The organism is Stenotrophomonas sp. VV52 (genome assembly GCF_002893095.1).
In the GTDB taxonomy this organism is placed as follows: domain Bacteria; phylum Pseudomonadota; class Gammaproteobacteria; order Xanthomonadales; family Xanthomonadaceae; genus Stenotrophomonas; species Stenotrophomonas aracearum.
Genome location: NZ_PKQQ01000011.1, coordinates 95,730 through 122,116, shown reverse-complemented (window position 1 = coordinate 122,116; position 26,387 = coordinate 95,730). Strand labels below are relative to the sequence as shown.

The 26,387-nt window shown below is 67.1% G+C and carries 23 protein-coding genes; 10 read left to right on the top strand and 13 right to left on the bottom strand.

Going from position 1 to position 26,387, the window contains the following annotated elements:
- The first annotated feature begins 81 nt into the window (after positions 1 to 81).
- On the top strand, positions 82 to 2,556 hold the full coding sequence (locus tag C2U58_RS16660) for a GGDEF domain-containing phosphodiesterase (RefSeq protein ID WP_102946864.1): 2,475 nt from the start codon (positions 82 to 84) through the stop codon (positions 2,554 to 2,556).
- Between the two features lie 59 nt (positions 2,557 to 2,615).
- On the opposite strand, the gene C2U58_RS16655 is transcribed toward C2U58_RS16660, so the two are convergent.
- The 6 genes from C2U58_RS16655 to C2U58_RS16630 form a co-directional block, all read right to left on the bottom strand.
- On the bottom strand, positions 2,616 to 2,888 hold the full coding sequence (locus C2U58_RS16655; RefSeq protein ID WP_102946863.1) for a hypothetical protein: 273 nt from the start codon (positions 2,886 to 2,888) through the stop codon (positions 2,616 to 2,618).
- A 97-nt stretch (positions 2,889 to 2,985) separates the two neighbouring features.
- Positions 2,986 to 4,176 carry a methyl-accepting chemotaxis protein gene (locus C2U58_RS16650; protein ID WP_102946862.1) on the bottom strand — a complete coding sequence of 397 codons (1,191 nt, stop codon included), beginning with the start codon at positions 4,174 to 4,176 and terminating at the stop codon, positions 2,986 to 2,988.
- Between the two features lie 119 nt (positions 4,177 to 4,295).
- Positions 4,296 to 4,910, bottom strand: coding sequence for a high frequency lysogenization protein HflD (gene hflD / locus C2U58_RS16645; protein WP_102946861.1), 615 nt, complete (start codon positions 4,908 to 4,910; stop codon positions 4,296 to 4,298).
- Positions 4,907 to 6,046, bottom strand: a complete 1,140-nt coding sequence (mnmA, locus tag C2U58_RS16640; protein ID WP_102946860.1) for a tRNA 2-thiouridine(34) synthase MnmA — start codon at positions 6,044 to 6,046, stop codon at positions 4,907 to 4,909. Before mnmA ends, hflD begins: the two co-directional genes overlap by 4 nt.
- On the bottom strand, positions 6,043 to 6,504 hold the full coding sequence (locus tag C2U58_RS16635) for an NUDIX hydrolase (protein ID WP_102946859.1): 462 nt from the start codon (positions 6,502 to 6,504) through the stop codon (positions 6,043 to 6,045). The genes mnmA and C2U58_RS16635 overlap by 4 nt, the downstream gene beginning before the upstream one ends.
- Before the next feature lies 1 nt (position 6,505).
- Positions 6,506 to 6,970, bottom strand: a complete 465-nt coding sequence (locus tag C2U58_RS16630) for a hypothetical protein (RefSeq protein WP_172448174.1) — start codon at positions 6,968 to 6,970, stop codon at positions 6,506 to 6,508.
- Between the two features lie 94 nt (positions 6,971 to 7,064).
- Between C2U58_RS16630 and clpS the strand changes: the two genes are divergently transcribed.
- Both clpS and clpA read left to right on the top strand, forming a co-directional pair.
- The gene (gene clpS / locus C2U58_RS16625) at positions 7,065 to 7,394 is read left to right on the top strand and encodes an ATP-dependent Clp protease adapter ClpS (protein ID WP_070208114.1); all 330 of its coding nucleotides are present in this window, start codon (positions 7,065 to 7,067) and stop codon (positions 7,392 to 7,394) included.
- A 456-nt stretch (positions 7,395 to 7,850) separates the two neighbouring features.
- A complete protein-coding gene (gene clpA, locus C2U58_RS16620) occupies positions 7,851 to 10,133 on the top strand; it encodes an ATP-dependent Clp protease ATP-binding subunit ClpA (protein ID WP_102946857.1) in 2,283 nt (760 codons plus the stop codon).
- 65 nt (positions 10,134 to 10,198) lie between these two features.
- Here the strand turns inward: clpA and C2U58_RS16615 are convergent, their stop codons facing one another.
- The 4 genes from C2U58_RS16615 to C2U58_RS16600 form a co-directional block, all read right to left on the bottom strand.
- Positions 10,199 to 10,570, bottom strand: a complete 372-nt coding sequence (locus tag C2U58_RS16615) for a hypothetical protein (RefSeq protein ID WP_102946856.1) — start codon at positions 10,568 to 10,570, stop codon at positions 10,199 to 10,201.
- Positions 10,571 to 10,787: 217 nt separating this feature from the next.
- Positions 10,788 to 11,006 carry a translation initiation factor IF-1 gene (gene infA / locus C2U58_RS16610; RefSeq protein WP_005409596.1) on the bottom strand — a complete coding sequence of 73 codons (219 nt, stop codon included), beginning with the start codon at positions 11,004 to 11,006 and terminating at the stop codon, positions 10,788 to 10,790.
- Positions 11,007 to 11,200: 194 nt separating this feature from the next.
- The gene (gene aat / locus C2U58_RS16605) at positions 11,201 to 11,935 is read right to left on the bottom strand and encodes a leucyl/phenylalanyl-tRNA--protein transferase (protein WP_102946855.1); all 735 of its coding nucleotides are present in this window, start codon (positions 11,933 to 11,935) and stop codon (positions 11,201 to 11,203) included.
- On the bottom strand, positions 11,932 to 13,062 hold the full coding sequence (locus tag C2U58_RS16600) for a GNAT family N-acetyltransferase (protein WP_102946854.1): 1,131 nt from the start codon (positions 13,060 to 13,062) through the stop codon (positions 11,932 to 11,934). The genes aat and C2U58_RS16600 overlap by 4 nt, the downstream gene beginning before the upstream one ends.
- Positions 13,063 to 13,193: 131 nt before the next feature.
- Here C2U58_RS16600 and C2U58_RS16595 point away from each other — a divergent pair, with 131 nt between their 5' ends.
- The gene (locus C2U58_RS16595) at positions 13,194 to 14,798 is read left to right on the top strand and encodes an N-acetylmuramoyl-L-alanine amidase (protein WP_102946853.1); all 1,605 of its coding nucleotides are present in this window, start codon (positions 13,194 to 13,196) and stop codon (positions 14,796 to 14,798) included.
- Positions 14,799 to 14,857: 59 nt separating this feature from the next.
- Here the strand turns inward: C2U58_RS16595 and trxB are convergent, their stop codons facing one another.
- Positions 14,858 to 15,829 (bottom strand): thioredoxin-disulfide reductase, encoded by a 972-nt coding sequence (gene trxB, locus C2U58_RS16590; protein WP_070207995.1) that lies wholly within the window; start codon positions 15,827 to 15,829, stop codon positions 14,858 to 14,860.
- A gap of 234 nt (positions 15,830 to 16,063) precedes the next feature.
- On the opposite strand from trxB, the gene C2U58_RS16585 reads away from it, so the two are divergent.
- The 6 genes from C2U58_RS16585 (at position 16,064) to C2U58_RS16560 (ending at position 23,454) form a co-directional block, all read left to right on the top strand.
- Entirely contained in the window at positions 16,064 to 18,430 is a 2,367-nt protein-coding gene (locus C2U58_RS16585; protein WP_070207994.1) for a DNA translocase FtsK, read from the top strand.
- Positions 18,431 to 18,580: 150 nt separating this feature from the next.
- Positions 18,581 to 20,482 (top strand): DUF3857 domain-containing protein, encoded by a 1,902-nt coding sequence (locus C2U58_RS16580; protein WP_253256776.1) that lies wholly within the window; start codon positions 18,581 to 18,583, stop codon positions 20,480 to 20,482.
- A gap of 64 nt (positions 20,483 to 20,546) precedes the next feature.
- Positions 20,547 to 21,185 (top strand): outer membrane lipoprotein chaperone LolA, encoded by a 639-nt coding sequence (lolA, locus tag C2U58_RS16575; RefSeq protein WP_102946851.1) that lies wholly within the window; start codon positions 20,547 to 20,549, stop codon positions 21,183 to 21,185.
- Positions 21,186 to 21,297: 112 nt separating this feature from the next.
- Positions 21,298 to 22,599, top strand: coding sequence for a replication-associated recombination protein A (locus C2U58_RS16570; RefSeq protein WP_172448173.1), 1,302 nt, complete (start codon positions 21,298 to 21,300; stop codon positions 22,597 to 22,599).
- Entirely contained in the window at positions 22,599 to 23,003 is a 405-nt protein-coding gene (gene crcB, locus C2U58_RS16565) for a fluoride efflux transporter CrcB (RefSeq protein WP_102946890.1), read from the top strand. Before C2U58_RS16570 ends, crcB begins: the two co-directional genes overlap by 1 nt.
- A gap of 178 nt (positions 23,004 to 23,181) precedes the next feature.
- Complete coding sequence (locus C2U58_RS16560) at positions 23,182 to 23,454, top strand: hypothetical protein (protein ID WP_070207989.1); 273 nt, start codon at positions 23,182 to 23,184, stop codon at positions 23,452 to 23,454.
- Here the strand turns inward: C2U58_RS16560 and C2U58_RS16555 are convergent.
- Positions 23,399 to 25,750, bottom strand: a complete 2,352-nt coding sequence (locus tag C2U58_RS16555; RefSeq protein ID WP_146033490.1) for an ATP-binding protein — start codon at positions 25,748 to 25,750, stop codon at positions 23,399 to 23,401. The two genes, C2U58_RS16560 and C2U58_RS16555, sit on opposite strands and share 56 nt — an antisense overlap.
- Entirely contained in the window at positions 25,747 to 26,349 is a 603-nt protein-coding gene (locus C2U58_RS16550) for a response regulator transcription factor (protein WP_253256773.1), read from the bottom strand. The genes C2U58_RS16555 and C2U58_RS16550 overlap by 4 nt, the downstream gene beginning before the upstream one ends.
- Positions 26,350 to 26,387 lie beyond the last annotated feature (38 nt).

Below are 26,387 nucleotides of genomic sequence, written 5' to 3'. Positions count from 1 at the left end.
ACGCGGCACTCAACTATCGGCGGCATCCGCCGCTAACGATTACGTTCCCGGCTGTCGGGTGCGTTATCGGAGTCATACCGCGTGGACCAAGGCATCATCGCGAGTCTGCTGCAGCACCCCCTGGCGTCGGCCCTGGTGATCCTGGACCGCAACGGGCGCCCGCTGGCCGCCAATCCGGCCGCGCGCGAGCACGGGCTGCCGGCCACGGTGGCGGCCTATGGCGCGCTGCTGGAGGACCTGCGCCTGCTGGCGGCCGATGGCGGCCTGGTGCCGTGCCAGCTGCCGGGGGGGCCGCACGGCCGCTTCGACGGCTGGATGCGTGCGGTGCACGACGCCGGTGGCAACCTGCTGGCCTTCACGCTGAGTGTGCCCGAGCCGGTTGTGGCTGACACCCGCGCGGCGCCGGCCGACCTGCAGGCGCAGGCGCAGATGGAAGCCCTGCTGCGTGAGCAGCAGGTGCACCTGCGCGAAGCCCAGCGCATCGCCAGCATGGGCAGCTGGTCGTGGGATCCGGCCAGCCGCCAGTTCTGGTGGTCGCCGGAATTCCGGGCCCTGCTGGGCGCGGGCGACGCACCGCTGGGCGGCCGCCGGCATTGGCTGCGGCAGCTCGAAACGCGCTCGCGCGGCCTGCTGCGCCAGGCCTGGCGGCGCATGCTGCGCGACGGCAAGCCGAGCACGCTGGCGCTGGAGCTGCCGCGTGGCACGGAGGGCACGCTGCACCTGCGGCTGTGGCTGCAGCCGCTGCTGGGCCCGGACGGGCATATCCAGCGCGTGCTGGGCCAGGTCCAGGACATCACCGAACAGCACCAGACCGACGCGCTGATCCGCTGGCGCACCGAGCTGCTCAATCGCGTCTCGGCCCTCGGCCGGATCGGCGGTTGCGAAATCGACGTGCTCACCCGGCACACGCAGTGGACCGAGGAGTGCTACCGCATCCACGGCCTGCGCAAGGAGCCCATCACCCTCGACCAGGTCCTGGCGCTGTACACCCAGGACTCGCGCGACGCGTTCGACGCGGCGCTGGTGCGGATCGCGGCCGGCGGCCTGCCCGAACAGCTGGACCTGTGCTTCTACCGCCAGTCCGGCCTGCGGGTCTGGGTCCAGGTGCTGATCGAGCTGGACCACCGCGACGGCCTGCCGACGCGCTACGTGGTGCTGTTCCGTGACATCACCCGCGAGCGTGAAGCCAGCGAACGGATCGAGCTGCTGGCCCACTACGACCTGCTCACCGGCCTGCCCAACCGCATGCTGCTGCGCGAGCAGACCGCCGACGCCATCGAGGAAGCGCGCGACCGTGGCGCCGCGCTGGCGATGCTCTTCATTGATCTGGACGGCTTCAAGACCATCAACGACACCTTCGGCCACGCCACCGGCGATGCGCTGCTCAAGGCCGCCGCGGCGCGCCTGCACCAGGTGCTGCGCAATGCCGACCTGTTCGGGCGGTTCAACGGCGATGAATTCATCGTGGTGCTGCGCGACCTGGCCGACCCGGAAGACGCCGGCCATGTGGCGCGCAAGCTGATCGCCTCGCTGGCCGAACCGCTGCAGCGCGGCGACACGACCCTGAAGGTAGGCGCCAGCGTGGGCATTGCCATGCTGGACGAGGAGCACGGCGATTTCGACACGCTGCTGCGGGCGGCCGACGCCGCGATGTACGCGGCCAAGGAAGCCGGGCGCAATACCTGGCAGTACTACAGCCAGGATGCCCTGCTGCGGATCCAGCGCAGGCTGGAGATCGAGCATGCATTGCTGGGGGCGATCGAGCGCGAGGAGTTCAGCCTGGCCTACCAGCCACTGCTGCACGCCGCGCACGACCAGCCGCCGGCGATTGAGGCGCTGCTGCGCTGGCATCGTCCGGGCATCGGCTATTGCAGCCCGGCCGAGTTCATTCCGATTGCCGAGAAATGCGGTGAGATCGTGCGCATCGGCGACTGGGTGCTGGCCGAGGCCTGCCGCCAGGCGGCGGCGTGGGACCGTGCCGGCCTGCAGTTCGATCGCATTGCGGTGAACGTCTCGGCCGTGCAGCTGCGCGACCGGGGCTTTGCCGAGCGGGTGATCGATACCTGCCATGCGCATGGCTGGCCGCCGCAGCGGCTGGAGCTGGAACTGACCGAGTCGGCGCTGATCCGCGACACCGACGTGCTGCGGCATTGTTTCGACGTGCTGGAACGGCACGGGGTGCCGCTGGCGGTCGACGATTTCGGTACCGGGTTCTCCAACCTGCATTACCTGAACCGCTTCCCGGTTGGCCGCCTGAAGATCGACCGCAGCTTCGTGCAGGGCATGTTGCACGACACCGGTACTGCCGAGGTCACCCAGGCGATCGTGCACCTGGGGCATGCATTGGGCATGAAGGTGGTGGCTGAAGGCGTGGAAACCGAGCAGGAAGAGGCGATGCTGCGCCGCCAGGGGTGCGACGAGATCCAGGGGTATCTGTATTCCCGGCCGTTGACCCCGCGGGACCTGGCGCACTGGTTGCGGCAGGGTGGGGCGCAGGGGCAATTGTCGCTGGCTGGGGCCGCGATGGATGCCGTGCGGATTCCGGTTTCGCCGTAAATCGCCGGTGCATTCCGTAACCTATCCGTGGGACACGCATGGCGTGTCTCTACGCGGTGTTACGTTGCTTTGTGGATTTCAGAGCGCGCAATCTCGGCGCCTGACAGGCCCATGTCCCATCCCAACCACGCCAACGTCGGATCCAGGCATGGTTCGTTCTTTGCGTTCCCTGCCATCACCGCCAGTTCCGCCTGCGCCATCTGTTCCAATGCGGCCAACAATGCGCGTCCGCTCAGCAACGCGGCCGGCGCCGGGGCCGGGTGGGGCACGTCGGCAGGCGCGTCGCTGGCGGCGCCTTGCGGTACGTGGTGGGGATGAGTGTTCAACAGCATCGGTCGGTCATCTACACGTAGGCGGAAAGGTCACACACACGAAAGCCCCGGCAGTGCCGGGGCTTCGCGTTTTGCCGTTGCCGGCAACCCTCATCGATCAGAACAGTTCCACCGCACCGGCGGCCATGCTCTGCTGGCTCACCGGCTTGTGCGGCGGGCGCTCCCACTCGCTGCGCATGTCGCGCAGGCGGTTGCCGGTGCGCTGCAGGGCGGTGGCCACTTCGGCGTCAAACACACCGCCATTCTTGTGCAGCAGTTCCTGCAGGCCCACCGCTTCGCGGTTGATCGAGGTCAGGCGGTCCAGGTGGGTGTGCACGCCGCCCAGGGCCTGGGTGGCGATGTCCTCGAACTGCAGGGCGCGCACCGCTTCGGCCACGCTGCTGTCGATGGCACGGCCGCACTCGGAGATTTCGCGCATCCCGTCGCCCAGCGAAGCATTGATCTGGGCCACGTTGTCCAGCATCGCCGCCGCTTCGTGGCGGGCTTCGCGGGAACGGTCCATGTCGCGCGAGGCCATGTTGGAGACCGTCTCGCGGACCTTGGCGATGGCGTCCTTGGAGCTGTGCGCCAGCTTGCGGATCTGCTCGTTGAAGGTGGTGGAGCGCTCGGACAGGTTGCGCACTTCGTCGGCCACCACCGCGAAGCCACGACCGGCTTCACCGGCACGGGCCGCTTCGATGGCCGCGTTCAGGGCGAGCAGGTTGGTCTGGTCGGCAATCGACTTGACGTCTTCCAGCAGCGAGAAGATGCCGTCCAGGTGCTGCGCCATCTGGTCGATGTGCTGCACGGTGGTGCTGCTCTGGCCGCTCACCTGTTCCAGCGCTTCCACCAGCTGCTCCATGCGCTGGCTGGCGTGCTGGGCGAAGCGGGCCACGTCGACGCCGGCGCCGCCGTCTTCACCGGCGCGGTCGACGATGCGGGCCAGCGCCTGGCTCTGCTGGCGCGACTTGCGGTTCATGGCGTCGAAGCTGCCGCCGAGGCCGGCCACGGCCTGGCGGATCAGGTCACGGGCGCGTTCGATCTCGCCGCGCGATCCGTCGATCTCGTTGCCGACGAACGTCCGCAGCTCGGTCAGCAACTGGTCCTGTTCGCGCATCATGCGGGCATGTTCGGGCGAGCGCTGGGCCTGGGCGCGGACGGTCCACCAGGCAAAGCCCAGCCAGCTGAGCGTCATCGTGGTCAGGATCGCCCAGGTCAGGGCGGCCGGCCAGGCGAAGCCGATGGCGAAGGGAAGCAGCAGGGTCAGGACCAGGGGAGCGGCCAGACTAGTGAAAAGGCGTGAGTACATAAACGTTCTCGGGGAGGTGCACGGAGAATGTATCGGCCGTGCCCCCGGGAGCTTTAGTCGGTGTGTGCGGATTTCGTGCTTCGGGCGCATTGCAGCCACGCAGGGCGTGGCTCTACCGGTCAACGCAGCTGACGATCCACCGCTTCGATCATCGCCTTGCGCGAGATCAGGAAATCCCAGTACTGGCCGCCGGTCTGGCGCCACAGCACCGCCGAGCGCACCGCCGCCAGCAGCAGGGCGCGGATCTCGGCCACCACCCCGGCCTGGCCCAGGTAGTGCGGGTTGCCCTGCACCATCACGCGCGGCTTGAGGTGGCTGATGGTGTCGGCATACAGGCCGCCCAGGCTGCCCAGCACGTCCGGGTGGGCGCTGTCGTTCAGTTCCAGCGCCTGGCGACGGGCACGCGCGATGCCCTGGCTGACCTGCTCGACCACCGCGTGCTCACGCACGAAACGGCGCTCCAGCTGCAGCACCGCCAGCGCCAGCCGCGGCAGGATCTCGTCCTGGCCCTGGCTGCGGAAATAGTTGTGCAGGAGGCGCAGGCCCGGGGCCACGTTGGCCGCGCTGCCATACACGGCCTGCGGGCTGTCGGCGTCGATCCGGAATACGCTGTCGATCGCGGTGCGGACCACGCTGGCCTCGGAATGGCCGGTTTCGGCGATGCGGCGCACCTGCTGCAGCGCCTGGGCGATGCCAGCCAGGGCAAGGACGCGGTCGTCGATCGAAAAACTCATGCAGCAGATACCTCGAAGGGGGAAGGGGCGGTGCGCAGGCGCTGTTCCAGTGGGGCGTCGGTGGCGGCGATCACCGCGCCACCCAGGCAGACCTCGTCGTCATACAGCACCAGGGATTGGCCCGGGGTGACGGCGCGCTGCGGCCGCGCGAAACGCACGTCCACGCTGCCATCGTCGCGCACGCGCACGGTGCAGGGATCGTCCGGCTGGCGGTAACGGGTCTGCGCGGTGCAGGTGAACTCCCGCGCGGGCGGGGCGCCGGCGATCCAGTGCGCGGTCTCCGAATGCAGCCGGGTCGACTGCAGCCACGGGCTCTCGCGGTCCTGGTCGACGTACAGCACATTGCTGGCCACGTCCTTGCCCACCACGTACCACGGCGCCGCCGGGCGGCCGCGCACGCCGCCGATGTTCAGGCCCTCGCGCTGGCCCAGGGTGAAATAGAACACGCCCGGGTGCTCGGCGATGACGGTGCCGTCCGGGTCCTGGATCTGCCCGCTGCGCGCCGGCAGGTAACGGCCCAGGAACTCGCGGAAGTCGCGTTCGCCGATGAAACAGATGCCGGTGGAGTCCTTCTTGGCATGCGTGGGCAGGCGCGCGTCGCGGGCGATCCGGCGCAGGTCGTTCTTCTGCAGGTCGCCAATCGGGAACAGGGTCGCTGCCAGCTGGGCCTGGCCCAGCTGGTGCAGGAAATAGCTCTGGTCCTTGCTGCGGTCGGCACCGCGCAGCAGCGCCCAATGCCCACCGACCTTGGCCACGCGGGCATAGTGGCCGGTGGCGATGCGTTCGGCGCCGAGTTCGCGGGCCGCGTCCAGGAAGTGCTTGAACTTCACTTCGCGGTTGCACAGCACGTCCGGGTTCGGCGTGCGCCCGGCGGCGTATTCGGCCAGGAAGTGCTCGAACACGCCCTGCCAGTACTCGCTGGAGAAGTCGCGGAAATGGAACGGAATGTCGAGCAGGCCGCACACCGCGACCGCGTCGCGGCGGTCGTCCTCGGCGCGGCAGTCGCCGCTGCCGTCATCGGCCCAGTTCTGCATGAACAGACCGGCCACCGGCTCGCCCTGCTGGACAAGGCGCCAAGCCGCGACCGACGAGTCCACGCCACCGGAGACGCCGACCATGATGCGCGGGGTGCTCATGCGATCTCCTTGACGATCGAAAGGGGGTGGCGCTGGCCGGCCAGGAAGTCGGAAACGACCTCCCAGACCAGCGGACTGCGCAACCGCGCCGGGTCGGCCCGGAGCTGGGCCGGGTCCAGCCACAGCGCGCGCAGGATGCCGGTGTCCAGCGGCCGCGCCGGATCATGCGCGACCGGTTCGGCCGCGTAGGCGAAGCGCAGGAACGGGGTGCCGTCCGGTGCGGTCCACTGGTAGGTGCCGATGAAGGCCGTCAGTCGTACCGTCCAGCCGGTCTCTTCCAGGGTTTCGCGCAGCGCTGCGTCGGCCAGGCTTTCACCCGGTTCCAGGTGGCCGGCCGGCTGGTTGAGCACGGCGCGTCCGTCGATGGCTTCTTCCACCAGCAACAGCTGCCCGTCGCGTACCACCACGGTGGCCACGGTCACATGCGGCGTCCAGCGGGTGTCCTGCGCTGCGTCCACGTCAGTACTCGTCCGTTCCAGTCAGTTCGGCTTCCATCGCATCGGCGGTATTCGTGGCGGCCTCGATGGCGTCGCCCAGGGCCTGCGCGCCAGCGTTGGCGTCCACCTTCACAACGAACATCGCCAGCGTGTCCTGTTTCACCCAGCCGCCCAGTTTGGCGTCCTGCGAATCTTCCAGCAGGGGGTTGGCGACCTCGGCCGGGAACGCGCCGGACGCCGCCTTGTAACCGGGCGACCAGACCTCGCGGATCCGGTGCTCGCCGTAGGTTTCCACCGCCGAGCGCACGAACACCAGCTGGGTGCGACCGCCTTCCACGTCGAACACCAGCTTGTAATCGCCGTCCTCGTCGATCTCGTACGGGTATTTGAGCGTATCCAGCACCTTGCCGATGGACGGATCCGGCGTGGCCGCATGGGCCCCGGACACGGCAGTGGCCAGCAGCAGCGCGGCGACGGTCGATCTCATGAAAACCTTGTGAATGTCTCGTTGCATGCGGGGATTGTGACGGGGGCAGGGGGCCAACGTCCAATCCGGCGGGTCCGGCGGCTATAATGTCTGGATGCCTCGCGAGCCCTCCCAAGACCCCCATCACGACCACGGCGTAGCGCTGGAACCGGCCCGGCCGGAGGTCGCGCCGCCGCCGTTCTACCAGGTGATGCTGTTGAACGACGACTACACCCCGATGGATTTCGTGGTGACCGTGCTGCAGCACTTCTTCTCCATGGACCTTGAAAAGGCCACCCAGGTGATGCTCAACGTGCACACCCGCGGCCGTGGGGTATGCGGGGTATTCACCCGCGAGGTCGCCGAATCGAAGGTGGCCCAGGTCAACGAGTTCTCCCGCATGAACCAGCATCCGCTGCTGTGCACGATGGAAAAGGCTGGGTAATTTGGGATTTTGCAGGCGTTTGGGCGGCTTCGGTCATGTCTGAACGCCGGTGGGATTGTCCCGATTTCGTGCGTTTTCGACTTCGGGTGCTTGAGCCGCGCTGCGCGCGGTGTCCGGCCAGCGGCCGGACCTACGAATTGTTCCGAACGGTATGAGATCGGGATACGTCCGCGCGGTGTTCCGAACGTGGCGGGATCGGGATGCGTCGGTTGTAGCCGATCGGGATTTCGCGCGGTGTACGGTAGCGCCGGCCGCTGGCCGGCCCAGGCGGTTTGACCGGCGCACGGCCTGCATGGCCGGTTCCATCCCCGGCGAGCGTCCTTCCGGGTAACGGCACCGGGGCTCTGGGGAGCGCCCGCGTGAGTACTAACGCCGTCTGAACGCACTGATCCGCTAGGGTGATGGAAATTGAGCAGGTAGGCCGCATATTGTTCACAACTGCCGCCGGAGTAGAACATGTTCAGTAAAGACCTCGAACACACCATCGGTCAGTGCTACAAGCGCGCCCGTGAGGCCCGCCATGAGTTCATGACGGTGGAACACCTGCTGCTGGCACTGCTCGACAACCCGTCCGCCCAGGCTGTCCTCAAGGCCTGCGGTGCGGACGCAGAGCGCCTGCGCCAGGAGCTGGAGCAGGCCATCGAGGCCTCCGTCTCCCGCCTGGCCGAAGATGACGGCCGCGACACCCAGCCGACCCTGGGCTTCCAGCGCGTGCTGCAGCGGGCGGTCTACCACGTGCAGTCCTCGGGCAAGAAGGAAGTCACCGGCGCCAACGTGCTGGTGGCGATCTTCGGCGAGAAGGACTCGCACGCGGTTTACTACCTCAACCAGCAGGACGTGACCCGGCTGGATATCGTCAACTACCTCTCCCATGGCATCGCCAAGCTGGGCGAGGAGGGCGAAGTGCCGCCGTCGTCGGACGCCGAAGGGCGCGCCGAGGGTGGTGACGGCGAAGGCAAGGGCGACGCCCTGGCCGAGTTCGCCAGCAACCTCAACGACGCCGCACGTGCCGGCCGGATCGACCCGCTGGTCGGTCGCCGCGACGAGATCGAGCGCACCATCCAGGTCCTATGCCGCCGCCGCAAGAACAACCCGCTGTACGTGGGCGAGGCCGGCGTCGGCAAGACCGCCATCGCCGAGGGCCTGGCCAAGCGGATCGTGGAAGGCACGGTCCCCGACGTGCTGGCCGACGCAGTGATTTACTCGCTCGACCTGGGCGCGCTGGTGGCCGGCACCAAATACCGCGGCGACTTCGAAAAGCGTCTCAAGGGCGTGCTCACTGCCCTGAAGAAGATGCCCAATGCGGTTCTGTTCATCGACGAGATCCACACCATCATCGGTGCCGGGTCGGCGTCGGGCGGCACCATGGACGCCTCCAACCTGATCAAGCCGGCGCTGGCGTCGGGCGAGCTGCGCTGCATCGGCTCGACCACCTTCCAGGAATACCGCGGCATCTTCGAGAAGGACCGTGCGCTGGCACGCCGCTTCCAGAAGATCGACATCGTCGAGCCGACCGTGGGCGAAACCTACGAGATCCTGCAGGGGCTCAAGCCCAAGTACGAAGCGCACCACGGCGTGACCTACGCCGACGACGCGCTGCAGGCGGCGGTGGACCTGTCGGTCAAGCACATCGGCGACCGTTTGCTGCCCGACAAGGCCATCGACGTGATCGACGAAGCCGGTGCCCGCCAGCGGCTGCTGCCGGAAGGCGAGCGCAAGGAGCTGATCGACATCGAGGAGATCGAAACCATCGTCGCCAAGATGGCGCGAATTCCGGCCAAGCAGGTCAGCGCCACCGACAAGGACGTGCTGCAGCACCTGGAGCGCAACCTGAAGATGGTGATCTTCGGCCAGGACCCGGCCATCGAGACGCTGTCCTCGGCGATCAAGCTGGCCCGCTCGGGCCTGGCCAATCCGGAAAAGCCGATCGGCAACTTCCTGTTTGCCGGCCCCACCGGCGTGGGGAAGACCGAGGTGACCAAGCAGCTCGCGCTGCAGCTGGGCATCGAACTGGTCCGGTTCGACATGAGCGAGTACATGGAGCCGCATTCGATCAGCCGCCTGATCGGCGCGCCCCCGGGCTATGTCGGCTTCGACCAGGGCGGCCTGCTCACCGAGAAGATCGTCAAGACCCCCCACTGCGTGCTGCTGCTGGACGAGGTGGAAAAGGCCCACCCGGACATCTTCAACATCCTGCTGCAGGTCATGGATCGTGGCGTGCTCACCGACACCAACGGGCGCGAAGCGAACTTCAAGAACGTGGTGCTGGTGATGACCACCAATGCCGGCGCGGCGCAGGCCTCGCGGCGGTCGATCGGCTTCACCCGCCAGGACCACGCCACCGACGCGATGGAGATCATCCGCAAGAGCTTCACGCCGGAATTCCGCAACCGCCTCGACGCGGTGGTGCAGTTCCAGCCGCTGGGCTTCGAGCACATCCTGCGCGTGGTGGACAAGTTCCTGATCGAGCTGGAAATGCTGCTGCAGGAAAAGCACGTCAGCCTGTCGGCAACCCCGACCGCGCGCGACTGGCTGGCCCGCCACGGCTTCGACCCGCTGATGGGTGCGCGTCCGATGGCACGCGTGATCCAGGACAAGATCAAGCGTCCGCTGGCCGACGAGCTGCTGTTCGGCAAGCTGGTCAACGGTGGCCGGGTCAGCATCGACGTCCGCGACGACGAGCTGTTCGTGGAAACCCAGGCCGAGCCGGAGCGGTTGCTGCCGGCAACGGTGGAATGACCTGCGGACGCTGATCGAAGATCCGAAAAACGCCCCTCACGGGGCGTTTTTTCTGGGCGGTGTCTTCAGCGCGCGCGGCGCGTGAAGACCTCGGCGGTGATGGGTTGCACCGCAGTGACCTCGCAGGACTGCGAATCGGTGCGCAGCTTGCTGCCGCCGGCGCCGCAGAGCTGGCCCTGGTGATCGGGGGTGACGAATTCCACCTTGCGCGAGGTGGCGGCGCTGCTGCACGAGCGGGCGAAACGGACCAGGTAGTGGTCGCTGCCGTTCTGCAGCAGGATGCTTTCAGCGGCGCTCCTGCGAACCACCTGGTGGTCGGGGGCCAGCGTGATGCAGTCGGAACCGGCGGCAGCAGCCGTGTCGGGTGCGGTCTGTGCCGACGCCGAGCCGGCAGCGGTGGCGACAACCAGCAGGCACAGCGGGATCAGGGTTTTCATGTCGGGGGCCGGGATGTGGCGGTCCGGAGCGGACCGGATACCACCATGCCTGCGCGCCGCGGCAGGCGAATCTGCATCAAGGCAGGCTGACTGATGTCAGGGTGAAGGCGGTCAGGGTGACTGTTGGCCTACCTGGTCAGGCTGAATGGCGCCCACGCAGAAAGGCCAGCACGGGGCTGGCCTTCGAACGCGTCTTCCGCAGAAGCCGCCTTACCGCTTACTTCATGCGGTAGGTGATGCGACCCTTGGTCAGGTCGTACGGCGTCATTTCAACCTTGACGCGGTCGCCGGTCAGGATGCGGATGTAGTTCTTGCGCATGCGGCCGGAGATGTGGGCGATGATTTCATGCCCGTTTTCCAGTCGAACGCGGAAAGTGGTGTTCGGCAGCGTCTCGCTGACGGTGCCTTCGAACTCAATGGAGTCGTCTTTCGACATGTAGTCCTGTGCAGGTCTATAAACGGCCGAGCTGGCCTTAAGAGCGGGCATTTTACGCAGGTTGGCCCCGGGATGCAAAGTTTGCGTTAACCGGGGAAATAACCGTGGCTCGATCAACCACCGTGGCCCGATCAACCGTAGTGCCGGCCGCCGGCCGGCTCCAGGCGATATCGGGAGCCGGCCGCCGGCCGGCACTACGCCAAGGTTGCCGCCGCCTGTGTTCGAAACCGGCCGCTCCAACTTTCCTGCGCTTCCGGCATCTGCACCTGCTCCCGCACCACTCCTAGAAAACGCTCCCGGGGCCAATGCTCAGCTCCCATGCTCAGCAGATGGTCGTTCTCAACCTGTGCATCGATCAGCGGCCAGCCCTGCCGGTGCAGGTAGTGCGCCAGCCCGGCCAGCGCCACCTTCGAGCCGCCACTCTCCGCGCTGAACATGCTCTCGCCGAAGAACATCCGGCCGATCGCCACCCCGTAGATGCCGCCCACCAGCCGTTCGCCGTCCAGCACCTCGATGGAGTGGGCGTATCCCAGCGCATGCAGGGCCACGTAGGCCTCGACCATGTCCCGGGTGATCCAGGTGCCGTCCTGCCCTGGCCGTGGGCTGGCCGAACACGCCTGGATGACCTCGCGGAACCGCGTGTCCGCGCGCAGGGTCCAGCCGCTGCCCCGCAGGCTGCGCCGGAACCGTGACGACAGCCGCACGCCGTCGGTGCGGAACACCATGCGCGGGTCCGGCGACCACCACAGCAGCGGCTGGCCCTCGGAGAACCACGGGAAGATCCCGCCCGCATAGGCGTTCAGCAGCCGCACCGGCGAAAGGTCGCCGCCCAGCGCCAGCAGGCCGTCCGGTTCGCGCAGGGCGGTTTCGGCGGGCGGAAACGGTGCGTCGGGGCGGTCGTCCAGCCGCCACGGCAGGTGTCGAGTCATGTCGGTTCAGCGTCCTTGAACGGGCTGTGCCCGGCCAGCACCTTCGCATAGCGGCGTACGTCGGCGCGCTCCTGTTCGCACCAGCCGGCCAGGGCTTCGGCGAACGCCGGTTCGGCGATCCAGTGGCGGCTGCGCACCGTTGTCGGCAGGAAGCCGCGGGCCAGCTTGTGCTCGCCCTGGGCGCCGGGCTCGAACCGCGCCAGGCCTTCACGCAGGCAGTATTCGATGCCCTGGTAGTAGCAGGTCTCGAAGTGCAGGCCGGGCAGGGTGGCCCCGCCCCAGTAGCGTCCGTACAAGGTGTCGGCGCCGCGCAGGCACAGCGCGCCGGCCACCGGCTGGCCATCCAGCAGCGCCAGGAAGATCACCAACCGGCGCGGCATCGTCGCCGCGAGGTGCTGCAGGAATGGCAGGGTCAGCGCCGGTGCGTTGCCATACTCGCTGAAGGTCTGCAGGTAGAACTGGTGCATGGCCTGCAGGTCGGCGGCGCTGGCCTCGTCGCCATGCACGATCCGGTAGGTGACGCCGGTGCGGGCCAGCTTGGCGCGTTCCTGGCGGATGTTCTTGCGGTGCTTGTGATCCATCGCGGCGAGGAAGCCGCTGAAGTCGGACCAGTCGCCCGGGTTGTGCCATTGGAACTGGATGTCCTCGCGCAGCAGCCACTCCGGTCCGAAGGCGGAGTCGTCATCGGTCGGGTGGAAGTTCACGTGTGCCGACGACCAGCCCATGCGTCCGACCTCGTTGCGCAGGGTGTCGATGAGCGTCCTGGCGGTCTCGGGATCCCGGGCGAGCAGGCGCGGCCCGGTCACCGGCGAATAAGGCACCGCACCCAGCCACTTCGGGAAGTAGCCCAACCCATGCCGCGCATACGCGTTGGCCCAGGCGTGATCGAACACGAACTCGCCATGCGAGTTGTCCTTCAGATAGCCCGGCACCGCGCCGACCAGCTGGTCGCCTTCCCACAGGGTGAAGTGGCGCGGTCGCCAACCCCACTCCGGCCGCAGGCAGCCGTGCTCTTCCAGCCCCGCCAGGAAGGCATGACTGACAAACGGGTTGCACCCGTCATGCAGGGCATCCCAATCGGCAGCGGGAAGGTCGGCGAGGCGATGAAGAAAGCGTGTATCGGACATGCCCAAAGCATAGGCCAGGGCGATGGGAAAGGGGTGATTTTAGGCAGCGTCGATGGGTTCGCGGATTTCGATAGGAACGTTTTTCCGGGCGGTGCGAAAAGGGTGCTTGAGTGCGCAAACAGGACGCTGAAATGAGCGCAGATTTCCAATCGCGCCTCTCATCTGGCGCAACCCATTTCGTCTTCAAGGAACTTCCAATGCGCAAGTGCAGTGGTCTTGGCTATCTTCTTTCTGCTTCGTTGCTTTCCGCAGGCGTGTGCCTCGGGCTTGCTCCATCGACGTTGCACGCTGCCTCGCCTGCGCCCGAAAGCGACAACGAGATGGACATGCTGCTGACGCAGGCGGCCGAAGCTGCAGTGGGGCGGGTCGCCCTGCTCGAAGGGCAGTCGCGAAGCAGGAAGGTCAAAGCTTCGTTGGACTTGAGGCAGAACGCCATCATCGTGCATCTGGACCGCGGGTTTGTTCCTCGTGATTACGGACCAGAGTTCGAGGATCAGCGGAGTTTGATCAATGTTGCCCTATACGCTGTCGCGGAGCGTGTGCAGTACGTTCCGGAGGTGAAGTACTTGTATGGCGGGTTCGATATCTATCACTACTTCCCCGAGATCAAGGCCGAAGATGACGCTGCTCGTGAAGCTGGGGAGCGCAAGCGACGTGAGCGAGATGAGGGATTGAGTCGAGGTGTGCCCAAAGGATCAGGCATGGCATTCGTAGCAGCCGGGCATGGCTACTACTTCCACCACGGGGAACGCACATGGAAGACGCAGAGAACAGAGCACAACGGTGTAATGGAAGGAATGCTCACGCCTACCTATGCGGAGGAGCTGAAGGCGGCCATTGAGGCTCGCTCGCAGATGCCGGTGATTCGTCCTCGCGCCCAAGGGGTAGTGGATCCTCACCCGGAAAGCGGTCAGGAATGGTGGCGGATGGCTGCTCGATACGCCATTGCGTCGCAGTATCCGGGCAATCCGGAGATATGGAACACCAAGGCAGGAAGCTCTGAGGCTAATCGGGAATACAAGGAGGACATCAACAGTCGTCCGCTCCTGGCAAATCATGTGAGTGCGGAAGTTGCCATTCACCTGCATAGCAATGCAGATGAGGCAGGTACTGCAAGGGGCACTCGCATCATTGTCCAGCCAGGCCGGGCCCCCGACGCCGCGTTGGGGAGCAGTGTGTTGTGTGCAATGAGGGAGCTTATCCAGAGTGCACCGGGTTATGAGTCTTTTGTGGTATCACAAACGCCGCACCCGGAGGACAAAGGCGAGAATCGCCTCGCGGACCTTCCTTCGATCATCGTGGAAACGGCTTTCCACACCAATCCGGATGATGCAGCGGCGCTGTTGGATCCTGTGTTCCGGGCGGCGTCAATGAAAGGGGTTGAGAAAGGCTATCGTCTGTTCCGGGATGGCAAGGCCTGCGTGCCGCTTGCGATCAAGAAGATCAACCGGGTGACCGTGCCGTCAAATGGCAGTGCCGAAACCTCGGTGCATTTCGAGGGCAACCCGCAGTTTCCGGTCACGTTGAGCTTTACGCCCGCGTTTTGCTCCCAGCCCGGGGCATGCCAGGCCGGGGAGCAGACGATCAGCGAGGCGTCGGAGTCGCCGATCCAGCTGCGCCTCAGTTGCCAGGGCACCGGCTACGGCATGGTCAACTGGAGCACCGTGATGCGTGACGCCGATGGGGTGACCTCGGCGCCCATCGAGCACTGGCAGACCTGCAGCAACGATGGTTGAGAGGTACAAAAAGGCCGGCGCTGGGCGCCGGCCTTTTCGTTGACTCAGTTGGCTCAGGCTCAGCCCAGCTCGCCCTTCGCGTCCAGGTAGCGCTCGGCGTCCAGTGCAGCCATGCAGCCGAAGCCGGCCGAGGTGATCGCCTGGCGGTAGTGCTGGTCGGCGACGTCGCCGGCGGCGAACACGCCTTCCACCGAGGTCTGGGTGGCGTTGCCGCCCAGGCCCGAGCGGATGTCCAGGTAACCGTTGTTCATGGTCAGCTGGCCGTCGAACAGGCTGGTGTTGGGGTGGTGGCCGATGGCGACGAAGAAGCCGTGGGCGTCGATGTCGCGGGTGCTGCCGTCCAGGGTGGACTTCACGCGCACGCCGGTGACGCCGGCTTCGTTGCCCAGCACTTCTTCCACCTGATGGTGCCACACGGTTTCGATCTTGCCGTGGGCGACCTTGGCGAACAGCTTGTCCTGCATGATCTTTTCCGCTTTGAGGGTGTCGCGGCGGTGGACCAGGTAGACCTTGCGGGCGATGTTGGACAGGTACAGGGCCTCTTCCACGGCGGTGTTGCCGCCGCCGACCACGACCACGTCCTGGTCACGGTAGAAGAAGCCGTCGCAGGTGGCGCAGGCCGACACGCCGCGGCCCTTGAAGGCCTCTTCGCTCGGAATGCCCAGGTACTTGGCGGTGGCGCCGGTGGCGATGATCAGCGCGTCGCAGGTGTACTCGGCGCTGTCGCCGATCAGCTTGAACGGGCGCTGCTGCAGGTCGGCGGTGTGGATGTGGTCGAAGATCACCTCGGTCTCGAAGCGCTCGGCGTGGGCCTGCATGCGCGCCATCAGGTCCGGGCCCATCAGGCCGTGGGCGTCGCCCGGCCAGTTGTCCACCTCGGTGGTGGTCATCAGCTGGCCGCCCTGCTGCAGGCCGGTGATCACCACCGGCTTCAGGTTGGCGCGCGCGGCGTAGACGGCGGCGGTCCAGCCGGCCGGGCCGGAACCGAGGATGACCAGCTTCTGGTGGCGGGAAGGCTTGGAATTGCTCATGTAGACTCGCAAAGAGATGATGGGGCGGGGCGCTGGCGGTGCATTGCCCGGCGTCCAAGACAGGTCATAGAGTGGCGGCTGGGGGCGGCTGATTCAAGGCGAGCAGCGGAACGCGGTGAGCCAGCAGGGCATTCGCAACCCCTGCGCCGGAGAATTGGCGCCGAACCCTACCGGCCTCGGCATCAGTCGTTTATTATCAAGGACTAACAGTGCATTCCCAAGGTCTGGTCTAAGGTGGCGAAGCAGGTCCCGGAACGATCCAAGTCTGCCGACGGCAAGGCGGCATCGCGCCGTGCCGCGGCTGCGGCGCCGGTCGACAACCCGCGCAAACAGCGTCTGTGGCGCGATCTCGGCCTGATCGCGATCGCCCCGGCGCTGCTCTATCTGATTGCCAGTCTGTTCACGTATTCCGCGTCTGACCCGGGCTGGTCGCACACCGGCAGCGTGGTCGCACCGATCCAGAACATGGGCGGCCGGGTAGGGGCCTGGGTCGCCGACGTGCTGCTGCAGCTGTTCGGCTACATGGCGTTCCTGCTGCCGATCGTGCTCGGGGCGCTGGCCTGGTTTGCGATGTTCGGCCTCAAGCGCGAAAGCAAGGGCGAGCACGACCTGGACCCGGCGCTGCGCCTGGTCGGGCTGGTCGGCTTCCTGATCGCCGGCACCGGCTTCCTGCACCTGCGCCTGTTCAGTGGCGATGTCGGCCATGCCGGCGGCATCCTTGGCCGCCTGGTCGGCAATTCGCTCAGTGCCGGTTTCGGCGCGCTCGGCGCCAACATGTTCGTGCTGGTGCTGCTGCTGGCCTCGATCACGCTGGCCACGGGCATCTCGTGGTTCGTGGTGATGGAGAAGATCGGCCGCGCCGTGCTCGCCCTGCCGCCCCTGCTCAGCAAGAAGAAGGAGCAGGCCAACGAATGGCAGCAGACCCGCGCCATGCGCGAGGAGCGCCAGGAAGTGCGCAAGGTCGACGCCGAAGTGCGCGCCAAGCGTGAGCCGGTCAAGATCGAGCCGCGCCCGGAGCCGGTGCTGGAGAAGAGCGACCGCGCCAAGCGCGAGACCCAGATCCCGATGTTCCGTGGCGTCAATGGCGACGGTTCGGACCTGCCGCCGCTGGCGCTGCTGGACGATCCCAAGCCGCAGCCGAAGGGCTACGACGAGACCACGCTGGAAACGCTGTCGCGCCAGATCGAGTTCAAGCTCAAGGACTTCCGCATCGATGCGCAGGTGGTCGGGGCCTATCCGGGCCCGGTGATCACCCGCTTCGAGATCGAGCCGGCGCCGGGCATCAAGGTCAGCCAGATCAGCTCGCTGGACAAGGACATCGCACGCGGCCTGTCGGTGAAGTCGGTGCGCGTGGTCGACGTGATTCCGGGCAAGTCGGTGGTGGGCCTTGAGATCCCCAATGTCACCCGCGAAATGATCTACCTGTCCGAACTGCTGCGCTCCAAGGAGTACGACAAGTCGGCCAGTCCGCTGACCCTGGCGCTGGGCAAGGACATTGCCGGGCGCCCGACCGTGGCCGACCTGGCGCGCATGCCACACCTGCTGGTGGCCGGTACCACCGGCTCGGGCAAGTCGGTGGCCGTCAACGCGATGGTGCTGAGCCTGCTGTACAAGGCTTCGCCGAAAGACCTGCGGATGCTGATGATCGACCCGAAGATGCTCGAACTGAGCGTCTACCAGGGTATTCCGCACCTGCTGGCGCCGGTGGTCACCGACATGAAGGAGGCCGCCAACGGCCTGCGCTGGTGCGTGGCCGAAATGGAACGCCGCTACAAGCTGATGAGCGCAGTGGGCGTGCGCAACCTGGCCGGTTTCAACAAGAAGGTCAAGGACGCCGAAGACGCCGGCCAGCCGCTGATGGACCCGCTGTTCAAGCCGAACCCGGAACTGGGTGAAGCACCGCGCCCGCTGGAAACGCTGCCGTTCATCGTGATCTTCATCGACGAATTCGCCGACATGATGATGATTGTCGGCAAAAAGGTCGAAGAACTCATCGCGCGCCTGGCGCAGAAGGCCCGTGCGGCCGGCATCCACCTGATCCTGGCCACCCAGCGCCCGTCGGTGGACGTGATCACCGGCCTGATCAAGGCGAACATCCCGACCCGCATCGGCTTCCAGGTCAGTTCCAAGATCGACTCGCGCACCATCCTGGACCAGTCCGGCGCGGAAACGCTGCTGGGCCACGGCGACATGCTGTACCTGCCGCCGGGCACCGCGCTGCCGGACCGTGTCCACGGCGCGTTCGTGTCGGACGAAGAAGTGCATCGCGTGGTCGAACATCTCAAGGCCAGCGGCCCGGCCGACTACATCAGCGGCGTGCTGGACGAAGTGCAGATGATGGGCGACGGCGTGGTGGTGGGCGCGGGCGGCCTGCCCGAAACCAGCGCCGCGGCCGGCGACGAGTCCGACCCGTTGTACGACGAAGCGGTACGGATCGTGACCGAAACCCGTCGCGCCTCGATCTCCGGCGTGCAGCGCCGGCTCAAGATCGGCTACAACCGGGCTGCGCGCCTGATCGAAGCGATGGAGAACGCCGGCGTGGTCAGCCCGCCCGAACACAACGGCGACCGCAGCGTACTGGCCCCACCGCCGCCGAAGTAACGTCTGTATCGGGAGCGCCGATGTACTGCGGTAGAGCCACGCCCTGCGTGGCTGCACGGCGACCATGACGGCATGAACAACCAAGGAACGACGATGATTCGCATGTCATGGATTGCCGCGTGTGCACTGGCATGGGCGCCCCTGCAGGTCATGGCGCAGGCCGCTGCTCCGGCCCCAGCGCCTGTTCCCGCCATCGCCCCCACCTCCGCCCCGGCGTCCAACGACACCCAGGCCAGCAACAACTTCAGCTTCGTGCAGTACCGCGCCGACTATGAAGTGCGCGCCGACGCCAGCAACGTGCAGACCGAGTCCTACGACATCCTGCTCAAGACCAAGGCAGCCGTGGAGCAGTTCAGCCAGGTGCGGCTGAGCTACAGCGAGAAGATGGAAACGCTGGAGGTGCTGTCGGCCTACACGCTCACCGCCGATGGCCAGCGCCGCGACGTTCCGACCGACCGCATCTACACCCAGGAAAGCTATTCCAGCGCAGCGGCAGCGATGTATGCCGACCGCAAGGTCAAGGTGGTGGTGTTTCCGAACCTGGCCCCCGGCACCCGGGTGGTCTACCAGACCCGGCGCACCCAGAACGTGCCGTATTTCCCCGGCTACTTCAGCCTGTGGGAAACCTTCAACGTGTTCCAGCAGTACGACGACGCGCAGGTGACCCTGACCGCGCCGGCGTCGCTGCCGATGTACGTGCAGCAGCGCGGCGTGCAGGGCAGCCAGGCGCCGACCGTGCGCAACGGCCAGGCCCGCTGGACATGGAAATACCGCCGCAGCGAGCCGATGCCGGTGCAGAACTGGACCGCGCAGCCCTGGGAATTCAGCCCCACCATCATGGCCAGCACCTACCGCGACTGGGCGCAGGTGGCCCGCGCCTACCAGCTCAAGGGCGGCGAGGCGGCCAAGGTGACCCCGGGCATCCAGGCGCTGGCCGACGAGGTCACCCGCGGCATCAGTGACCGCCGCGAGCAGGCCGCCGCGCTGTACCGCTGGGTCTCGCAGAACATCCGCTACGTGGCGGTGTACCTGGGCAACGGCGGGCTGGAGCCCAACCCGGCGCAGAGCATCCTTGACAACCACTACGGCGACTGCAAGGACCACGTGGTGATCCTGGAAGCGCTGCTGGCCGCGCGCGGGATCGACAGCACGCCGGTGCTGATCGGCGCCGGCGGCGGGCCGACCCTGCCGGCGATTCCGATGCTGGGCCGCTTCAACCACGCCATCACCTACGTGCCCGAGTTCGACCTGTACCTGGATTCCACCAGCGCCTACGCGCGCTTCGGCCAGCTGCCCGACGCCGACCTGGGCGCGCCGGTGCTGCATACCCGCCAGGCCACCGTGGCACGCACCCCGGACAACGACGCGGCGCGCAACGGCTCCGGCTTCGAGGTGACCTTCGAGTTCTCGCCCGGCGGCGACGTGCAGGGCCGCACCGTGCAACAGCCGCGCGAAGTGAGCGAGATCGGCATGCGCGGCGCGTTCGCCCGGCTCAATGCGCAGAACCGGGCGCGGGTGGAGGAGTCGATCATGGCTTCGTCCGGCTTCGACGGCAGTGGCACCTTGACCCTGCTAGGCGACCCGCAGGACCTGACCCGTCCGTTCAACTACCGCTACGACTTCCACGCCACCGACTACGTGGACTTCGGCGTGGTCGGCGGCATGGTGCTGCCGGACCCACCGGGCGGCGAGTCGTTCCGCGACATCTACACCACCACCTCGGCGCCGGACAACGCGACCCCGTTCTACTGCAACGACAGCCTGCGCGAAGAGACCTACCGGCTGCAGTACCCGGCCGGGGTGCCGATCGTGGCGATGCCGCGCGACCTGGACTTCCACAACGCCGCCGGCGAGTACCAGCTGCAGTGGCGTCGCGAAGGGCAGGCCATCGTGGCCCGGCACCGCCTGCACCAACGGGCCGTGCGTGGCGCGCAGGCGCTGTGCCAGCCCGGCGACTATGCCGCGTTCCGCGAGCTGTACCAGCAGGTACGGCGCGGTTTCCGCGGCCAGGTCGTGTACGGTGATCTTCGTACCGTGCAGTCGGTTCCCTGATCCCCCATTCAGGATGCTCCGGGCACACTGCCGGGCATCCTCCAAATCTTGCCTGGATACCCGCATGAACAGCACCTTCCGCCGCTCCCTCGTTGCCGCCACGCTGCTGGTTGCCAGCGTCGGCTCGGCTACCGCCTGGGCCGGTGCCCGCGATGAACTGAACAAGTTCACCAAGGACCTCAAGGGCCTGTCCGGGGACTTCAGCCAGCAGGTGATCGACAGCAAGGGCAAGGTCAAGGAATCCACCAGCGGCACCCTGGCGCTGTCGGCGCCGCGCCAGTTCCGCTGGGAGTACCTCAAGCCGCACGAGCAGCTGATCGTGGCCGACGGCAAGAACGTCTGGGTGTACGAGAAGGACCTGGAGCAGGCGACCAAGCGTGCGCAGGGCGCCGAAGAGCAGAACAGCCCGCTGACCGCGCTGATCAACCCCAAGCTGCTGGACCAGCAGTACGACGTGAGCGAAGAAGCGGCGCCGCGCGACGGCCTCCAGTGGCTGTCGCTGAGCCCGAAGCGTGAGACCGAGACCTCGTTCCAGTACGCCGCGCTGGGCTTCAATGCGCAGGGCTTGGCGCGCATGGAAGTGACCGATGCAGTCAACCAGCGCACCGTGATCAGCTTCAGCGGGTGGAAGCGCAATCCGGCGTTCAAGCCGGGTACCTTCACGTTTACCCCGCCGAAGGGCACCGACGTCATCGGGAATTGACGCGCAGCCGGGCAGGGCCCGGCGCTACGTGATTCGGCCATACAATACGTACGTGGCCAGAAACCGAACGACATCCCCAGGCCCCGATCTGCTGAGCGTGGATCGGGACAACATGCGCCCGCTTGCCGAGCGGATGCGCCCGCAGACCCTTGATGAAATGGTCGGGCAGAAGCGCCTGCTCGCCCCGGGCAGTGCGCTGCGCCGCGCGGTCGAATCCGGGCACGTGCACTCGATGATCCTGTGGGGGCCGCCCGGGTGCGGCAAGACCACGCTGTCGCTGCTGCTGGCCCACTATGCCGATGCCGAGTTCCGTGCGATCTCGGCGGTGCTGTCCGGCCTGCCGGAAGTGCGGGTGGTGCTGGCCGAAGCGGCGCAGCGCTTTGCCGAGGGCCGGCGCACGGTGCTGTTCGTCGACGAGGTGCACCGCTTCAACAAGGCCCAGCAGGACGCGTTCCTGCCGCATATCGAGCGCGGCACGATCGTGTTCGTCGGCGCAACCACCGAGAATCCTTCGTTCGAGCTCAATTCCGCGTTGCTCTCGCGCTGCCGCGTGCATGTGCTGGAAGCAGTGTCGCCGGCCGACATCGTGGAAGCGCTGGAACGGGCGCTGCACGACAGCGAGCGTGGGCTGGGCAGCGAGCACCTGCAGGTTACGCCGGAGGCGCTGCTGGAAATCGCCACCGCCGCCGATGGCGATGTGCGGCGCGGGCTGACCCTGCTGGAAATCGCGGCCGAACTGGCCGGCGGCGAAGGCGGGCGGATTAGCCCGGAGATGCTGGTGCAGGTGCTGGCCGACCGCACCCGTCGCTTCGACAAAGGCGGCGAGCAGTTCTACGACCAGATCTCGGCCCTGCACAAGTCGGTGCGCAGCTCCAATCCGGATGCGGCGCTGTACTGGCTCACGCGCATGCTGGATGGCGGCTGCGACCCGTCCTACCTGGCGCGGCGGCTGACCCGCATGGCGATCGAGGACATTGGCTTGGCCGACCCTCGCGCACAGTCGATGGCGCTGGAGGCCTGGGACATCTACGAGCGGCTGGGCAGCCCGGAAGGCGAGCTGGCCTTCGCCCAGCTGGTGCTGTACCTGGCCAGCACCGCCAAGTCAAACGCCGGCTATGCGGCCTTCAACCTGGCAAAGAAGGAAGTGCGCGAGACCGGTACCCAGGAGGTGCCGCTGCACCTGCGCAATGCGCCGACCAAGCTGATGAAGGAGCTGGGCTACGGTGCCACCTATCAGTACGACCATGACGCAGAAGGCGGCATCGCGCTGGACCAGACCGGGTTCCCGGATGCGATGGGCGAGCGCGTGTACTACCAGCCGGTGGCACGCGGGCTGGAAATCAAACTCAAGGAAAAACTGGACCGCCTGCGCGCCGAGCGTGAGCAGGCCCGGGCACGCAAGGGACAGTCGTGATCGGCGGATTCGGTACCTGGTGGCAGCAGCTCGGCCTGGTGATGCTGGGCGGCGCGCTCGGTGCGGCGCTGCGTTTCGTGATCGGCGATGCGATGTGGCGCCAGTTCGGCAGTAGTTTTCCGTGGGGCACGCTCACCGCGAACCTGATCGGCGCGTTCGCCATCGGCTACATCGCAGTGTGGCTGCAGACCCGGGGCAGTGCGGCGGTGTATTGGCGGGCGTTCGCGATGGTTGGCATCATCGGCGGCCTGACCACGTTCTCGTCGATGATGCTCGAAGCGGTGCTGCTGGTGCGGAACGGGCGCGGGTGGGTGATGCCCACCTATATCGGCGTCAGCTTGGTCGCCGGTTTCGCGCTCGTATGGCTGGGTGCCCGAATCGCCGAAGCGTCAGTCGCGCGCTGACTCGACAGCGCAAGAGCCCCCTTCTTGTTGAAGGGGGCGCGCCGAAGGCGCGGGGTCAAGGTGGCATGCCCGTCAAGCCAGCGGCGTAGCCGGTGGCGGGAAATCCAGCGTTTACGCTGGATTTACGTGCCGGATCACGATATTGTTTCGCCCCCGTCGTGCCGCCACCAGCCCTGTCATGCGTGATGAAGAAGATCCCGGCACCCTGGAACTGATGCTGCCGCGCAAGCGCGGGCGTCCGCCTACGTTCGGCTACGCGATGACCGATGCACAGCGTGCGGCGCGCTACCGTGCCCGTCGGGCCGGGCAGGCCGACCACGCCGATGTGCGCACCTGCAGCGACATGGTGCTGCTGGACAAGATCCGTGCCTCGATCACCGCCAAGGACGCCGAACTCACGGGGTTCCTGGTGCACGTGCTGTGGCAGCGCTATCCACTGCAGTTGAAGTAAGCGCGGCGCGCACCAGTTCGGCCACGGCCGGTCGCAGGTAGCCCAGCAGTCGTTCGGCTTCCACCCAGCCGGTCGCGTCGTCCAGCTCCAGTTCGTGCAGGTCATCTGCAATGGCCGCCAGGGCCGACTGCCCGAGTACGCGCAATACCCCGGACAAGCGGTGCGCGTGGTGGCGGAATCGGTTGACCGCCTGCTGGCGCAGCGCGTCGTTCAGGCCCATCAACTCGTCCTGCAGCGACTGCAGGTAGCCGTTCCAGACCGATTCGGTGCGGGGTATCGCCCCGGCGTCCCGTTCGTCCGCTGTGCCGGCATCGCCCAGCTGCAGTACATCGAGCAACCGGCGCACCTCCAGCGGTTTGCACAGCACCGCGTCCATGCCGCAGCTGCGGCAGCGCTCCTCATGCCCGGCCGAGTCGTTGGCCGAAATCGCCACCAGCACCGCCGGAATGCGCGCATGGCAACGTTCCAGGTCGCGCAGCTGCACCGCCAGCTCGTAACCGCTCATGTCATCCAGCACGCAGTCCAGCAGCACGATGCTGCACGGTTCGGTGGCCTGGATGCGCAGCGCACTGGCACCGTCGCCGCAGGCCGTGACCGAGGCGCCGAGCACTTCCAGCTGGCGCGCCACCACGGTGCGGTTCAGGGCGTGGTCCTCGACCAGCAGCAGGGTGCGCCCGGCCAGCGGCTGCGCGCTCATGTCCTGGCCGCCGCCTTCGATCACCGCCGGCAGCCGCACTTCGAAGCAGCTGCCTTCGCCGGGCACGCTGTGCAGGTGCAGCTGGCCGCCCATGCCGCGTACCAGGTCCCGGCAGATCGACAGCCCGAGACCGGCGCCGCCCAGTTCGCGTGAGTGGCGGGCATGCGCCTGCGAGAACGGCTTGAACACGGCCTCATGCTGGTTGGCGGGGATGCCGATGCCGGTGTCGCGCACTGCCAGCAGCAGCTGCGCGGTGTCGTCGCGCTGCTGCAGCGACAGGGTCACTTCCACCTCGCCGACGTCGGTGAATTTCACGGCGTTGCCCAGCAGGTTGCTGAGCACCTGGCGCAGCGCATCGCCATCGATCCAGATGCGCGGCAGCGGCTCGGTGTGCTGCAGCAGCACCATGGAAAGTCCCTTGGTGTCTGCCGCCGGGCGGGCCACGCTCATGCACTCGCGGGCAAGCTGGCGCAGGTCCTGCCAGCCCGGGATGGGCAGGTACTCGCCACTGGCCACGCGTTCGTAGTCCAGTGCGTGGCCGAGCAGGTGGCGCAGGCTGACACCGGCCGAGCGGGCGGCGTTGACAAGTTGGCGCTGGCCGTGGTCGAGCGCCGACTGGTGCAGCAGGTCGACCGAGGTCACCAGTGCCTGCGCGGCATTGCGGACCTCATGGCTCATGGTGGCGAGGAAGCGCGCCTGCTGGCGTTCGCTGCGGCGTGCCGACTGTCGCGCCCGGTACATCCAGCCGCCGGCGCCGAGCAGCAGGGACAGGGTCAGGCCCATCGTCACCAGCTCCCATTGGAAGTGCCGCGACATCACCTGCAGCGACGGTCCGCTCAGGTAGGTGGCCTTGGTCCAGCGCTGCATCAGCATGGCGTGCTCCTGCGGGCTGATCGAGCGCATCGCCTGGTGGATCTGGTCGAGCATCGGGCGGTCGCGGTGGCGTACCACCAGGTGCAGGCTGCCCGGCAGGCTGGCGGGACCGCCATGCAACAGCAGGCTGTCGCCGAATTCGCGCCGCACCGCCGGACGCATGGCCACGTCCAGCTCCATCGCCACATCGACTACGCCGGCCTCCACCGCGGTGAGGGCTTCACGCAGGGTAGGCAGGCCGACCACCTGCAAATGCGGGTGGTAGGCGGCCAGCCATTCGGAGAGGCGGCTGCCCTTTATCACGGCCACGCGACGCAGATGTGCGAACTCCGGCGGCTGCGCATGGATGTGTCGGCTGGCGAGCAGGGTCTGTCCACGGTAGTAGGCGGGCGAGGCGGCCAAGGCCGTGCATGGCGCATTGTCCAGCGGTCCCAGCAGCAGCATCAGGTCGGCGCGGCCGTTGCAGATGGCCTCCAGGGCCGCCGTGGTCGACTCCACCGGCTGTTCCTGGAAGCGCATGCCGGTCTGCTCCGAGACCAGTTGCGCATAGCCGCTGATAAGGTTGGCATCGCGCGCGGCGCGACTGTCGGCGGCCAGCAGCCGGTGCTGGGTAGGGTCGGTGGCTACACGCACCAGGCGTGGCTCCGGCTGGCCGAGGACGGCCGGCATCAGCGCGACGACCAGCACCCCGGCCAGGATGCCAGCCGCGATCCGGTCGCCTCTCACCACACCGCCAGCTGGTGGCGCAGAGTGAACAGGTCGCGATCCGTACGCAGGCCCAGCTTGCGGAACGCCGCATGCTTCTGGGTGCTGATGGTCTTGATGCTGCGGTGGCGCTGCTGCGCGATGTCGGTCACGGTCAAGCCGCTCAGGCACAACTGCGGCACTTCGCGCTCGGCCTGCGAGAGCCGGTGTTCGGCGTGTTCGTCGCGGTAGTTGAGCGGAACGTGGTCATGGCCGGCGGCCACCCGGCCGATCGCCCGTGCCAGCTCATCCAGGGTTTCAGCCTTGGAGATCACGCCAGCCGCGCCGGCCGCCAGCGTGTTGGAGATCATCACGTGGTGCACGTTGGCCGAGAACATCAGCACGCGCACCCGGGGAAAGCGGCGCCGCAGCATGCGCAGCAGTTCCATGCCCTGCAGGTCGCCTTCGGCCAGCGTGTAGTCGACCACCGCCACGTCGACCAGGTGGTGCAGCAGCGTGTTGACCAGCGCCCGGGTGGTGGCATGGTTGCCGACCACGTGGAAGCGCGGGTCCTGGGAGAGATGCACGTAACTGCCATGCCGCACCACGTCGTGATCATCGAGCAGCGCGATGTTCAACACGGCGGGTTGCAGGGGTCCGTACACGGGGCCGGGATAGC

Coding starts and splice junctions, on each gene's coding strand:
- C2U58_RS16655 (WP_102946863.1), bottom strand. CDS start 2,888: ATGCTGTTGAACACTCATCCCCACCACGTACCGCAAGGCGCCGCCAGC.
- C2U58_RS16650 (WP_102946862.1), bottom strand. CDS start 4,176: ATGTACTCACGCCTTTTCACTAGTCTGGCCGCTCCCCTGGTCCTGACC.
- hflD (WP_102946861.1), bottom strand. CDS start 4,910: ATGAGTTTTTCGATCGACGACCGCGTCCTTGCCCTGGCTGGCATCGCC.
- mnmA (WP_102946860.1), bottom strand. CDS start 6,046: ATGAGCACCCCGCGCATCATGGTCGGCGTCTCCGGTGGCGTGGACTCG.
- C2U58_RS16630 (WP_172448174.1), bottom strand. CDS start 6,970: ATGAGATCGACCGTCGCCGCGCTGCTGCTGGCCACTGCCGTGTCCGGG.
- clpS (WP_070208114.1), top strand. CDS start 7,065: ATGCCTCGCGAGCCCTCCCAAGACCCCCATCACGACCACGGCGTAGCG.
- clpA (WP_102946857.1), top strand. CDS start 7,851: ATGTTCAGTAAAGACCTCGAACACACCATCGGTCAGTGCTACAAGCGC.
- C2U58_RS16615 (WP_102946856.1), bottom strand. CDS start 10,570: ATGAAAACCCTGATCCCGCTGTGCCTGCTGGTTGTCGCCACCGCTGCC.
- infA (WP_005409596.1), bottom strand. CDS start 11,006: ATGTCGAAAGACGACTCCATTGAGTTCGAAGGCACCGTCAGCGAGACG.
- aat (WP_102946855.1), bottom strand. CDS start 11,935: ATGACTCGACACCTGCCGTGGCGGCTGGACGACCGCCCCGACGCACCG.
- C2U58_RS16600 (WP_102946854.1), bottom strand. CDS start 13,062: ATGTCCGATACACGCTTTCTTCATCGCCTCGCCGACCTTCCCGCTGCC.
- C2U58_RS16595 (WP_102946853.1), top strand. CDS start 13,194: ATGAGCGCAGATTTCCAATCGCGCCTCTCATCTGGCGCAACCCATTTC.
- trxB (WP_070207995.1), bottom strand. CDS start 15,829: ATGAGCAATTCCAAGCCTTCCCGCCACCAGAAGCTGGTCATCCTCGGT.
- C2U58_RS16580 (WP_253256776.1), top strand. CDS start 18,581: ATGGCGCAGGCCGCTGCTCCGGCCCCAGCGCCTGTTCCCGCCATCGCC.
- lolA (WP_102946851.1), top strand. CDS start 20,547: ATGAACAGCACCTTCCGCCGCTCCCTCGTTGCCGCCACGCTGCTGGTT.
- C2U58_RS16570 (WP_172448173.1), top strand. CDS start 21,298: ATGCGCCCGCTTGCCGAGCGGATGCGCCCGCAGACCCTTGATGAAATG.
- C2U58_RS16560 (WP_070207989.1), top strand. CDS start 23,182: ATGCGTGATGAAGAAGATCCCGGCACCCTGGAACTGATGCTGCCGCGC.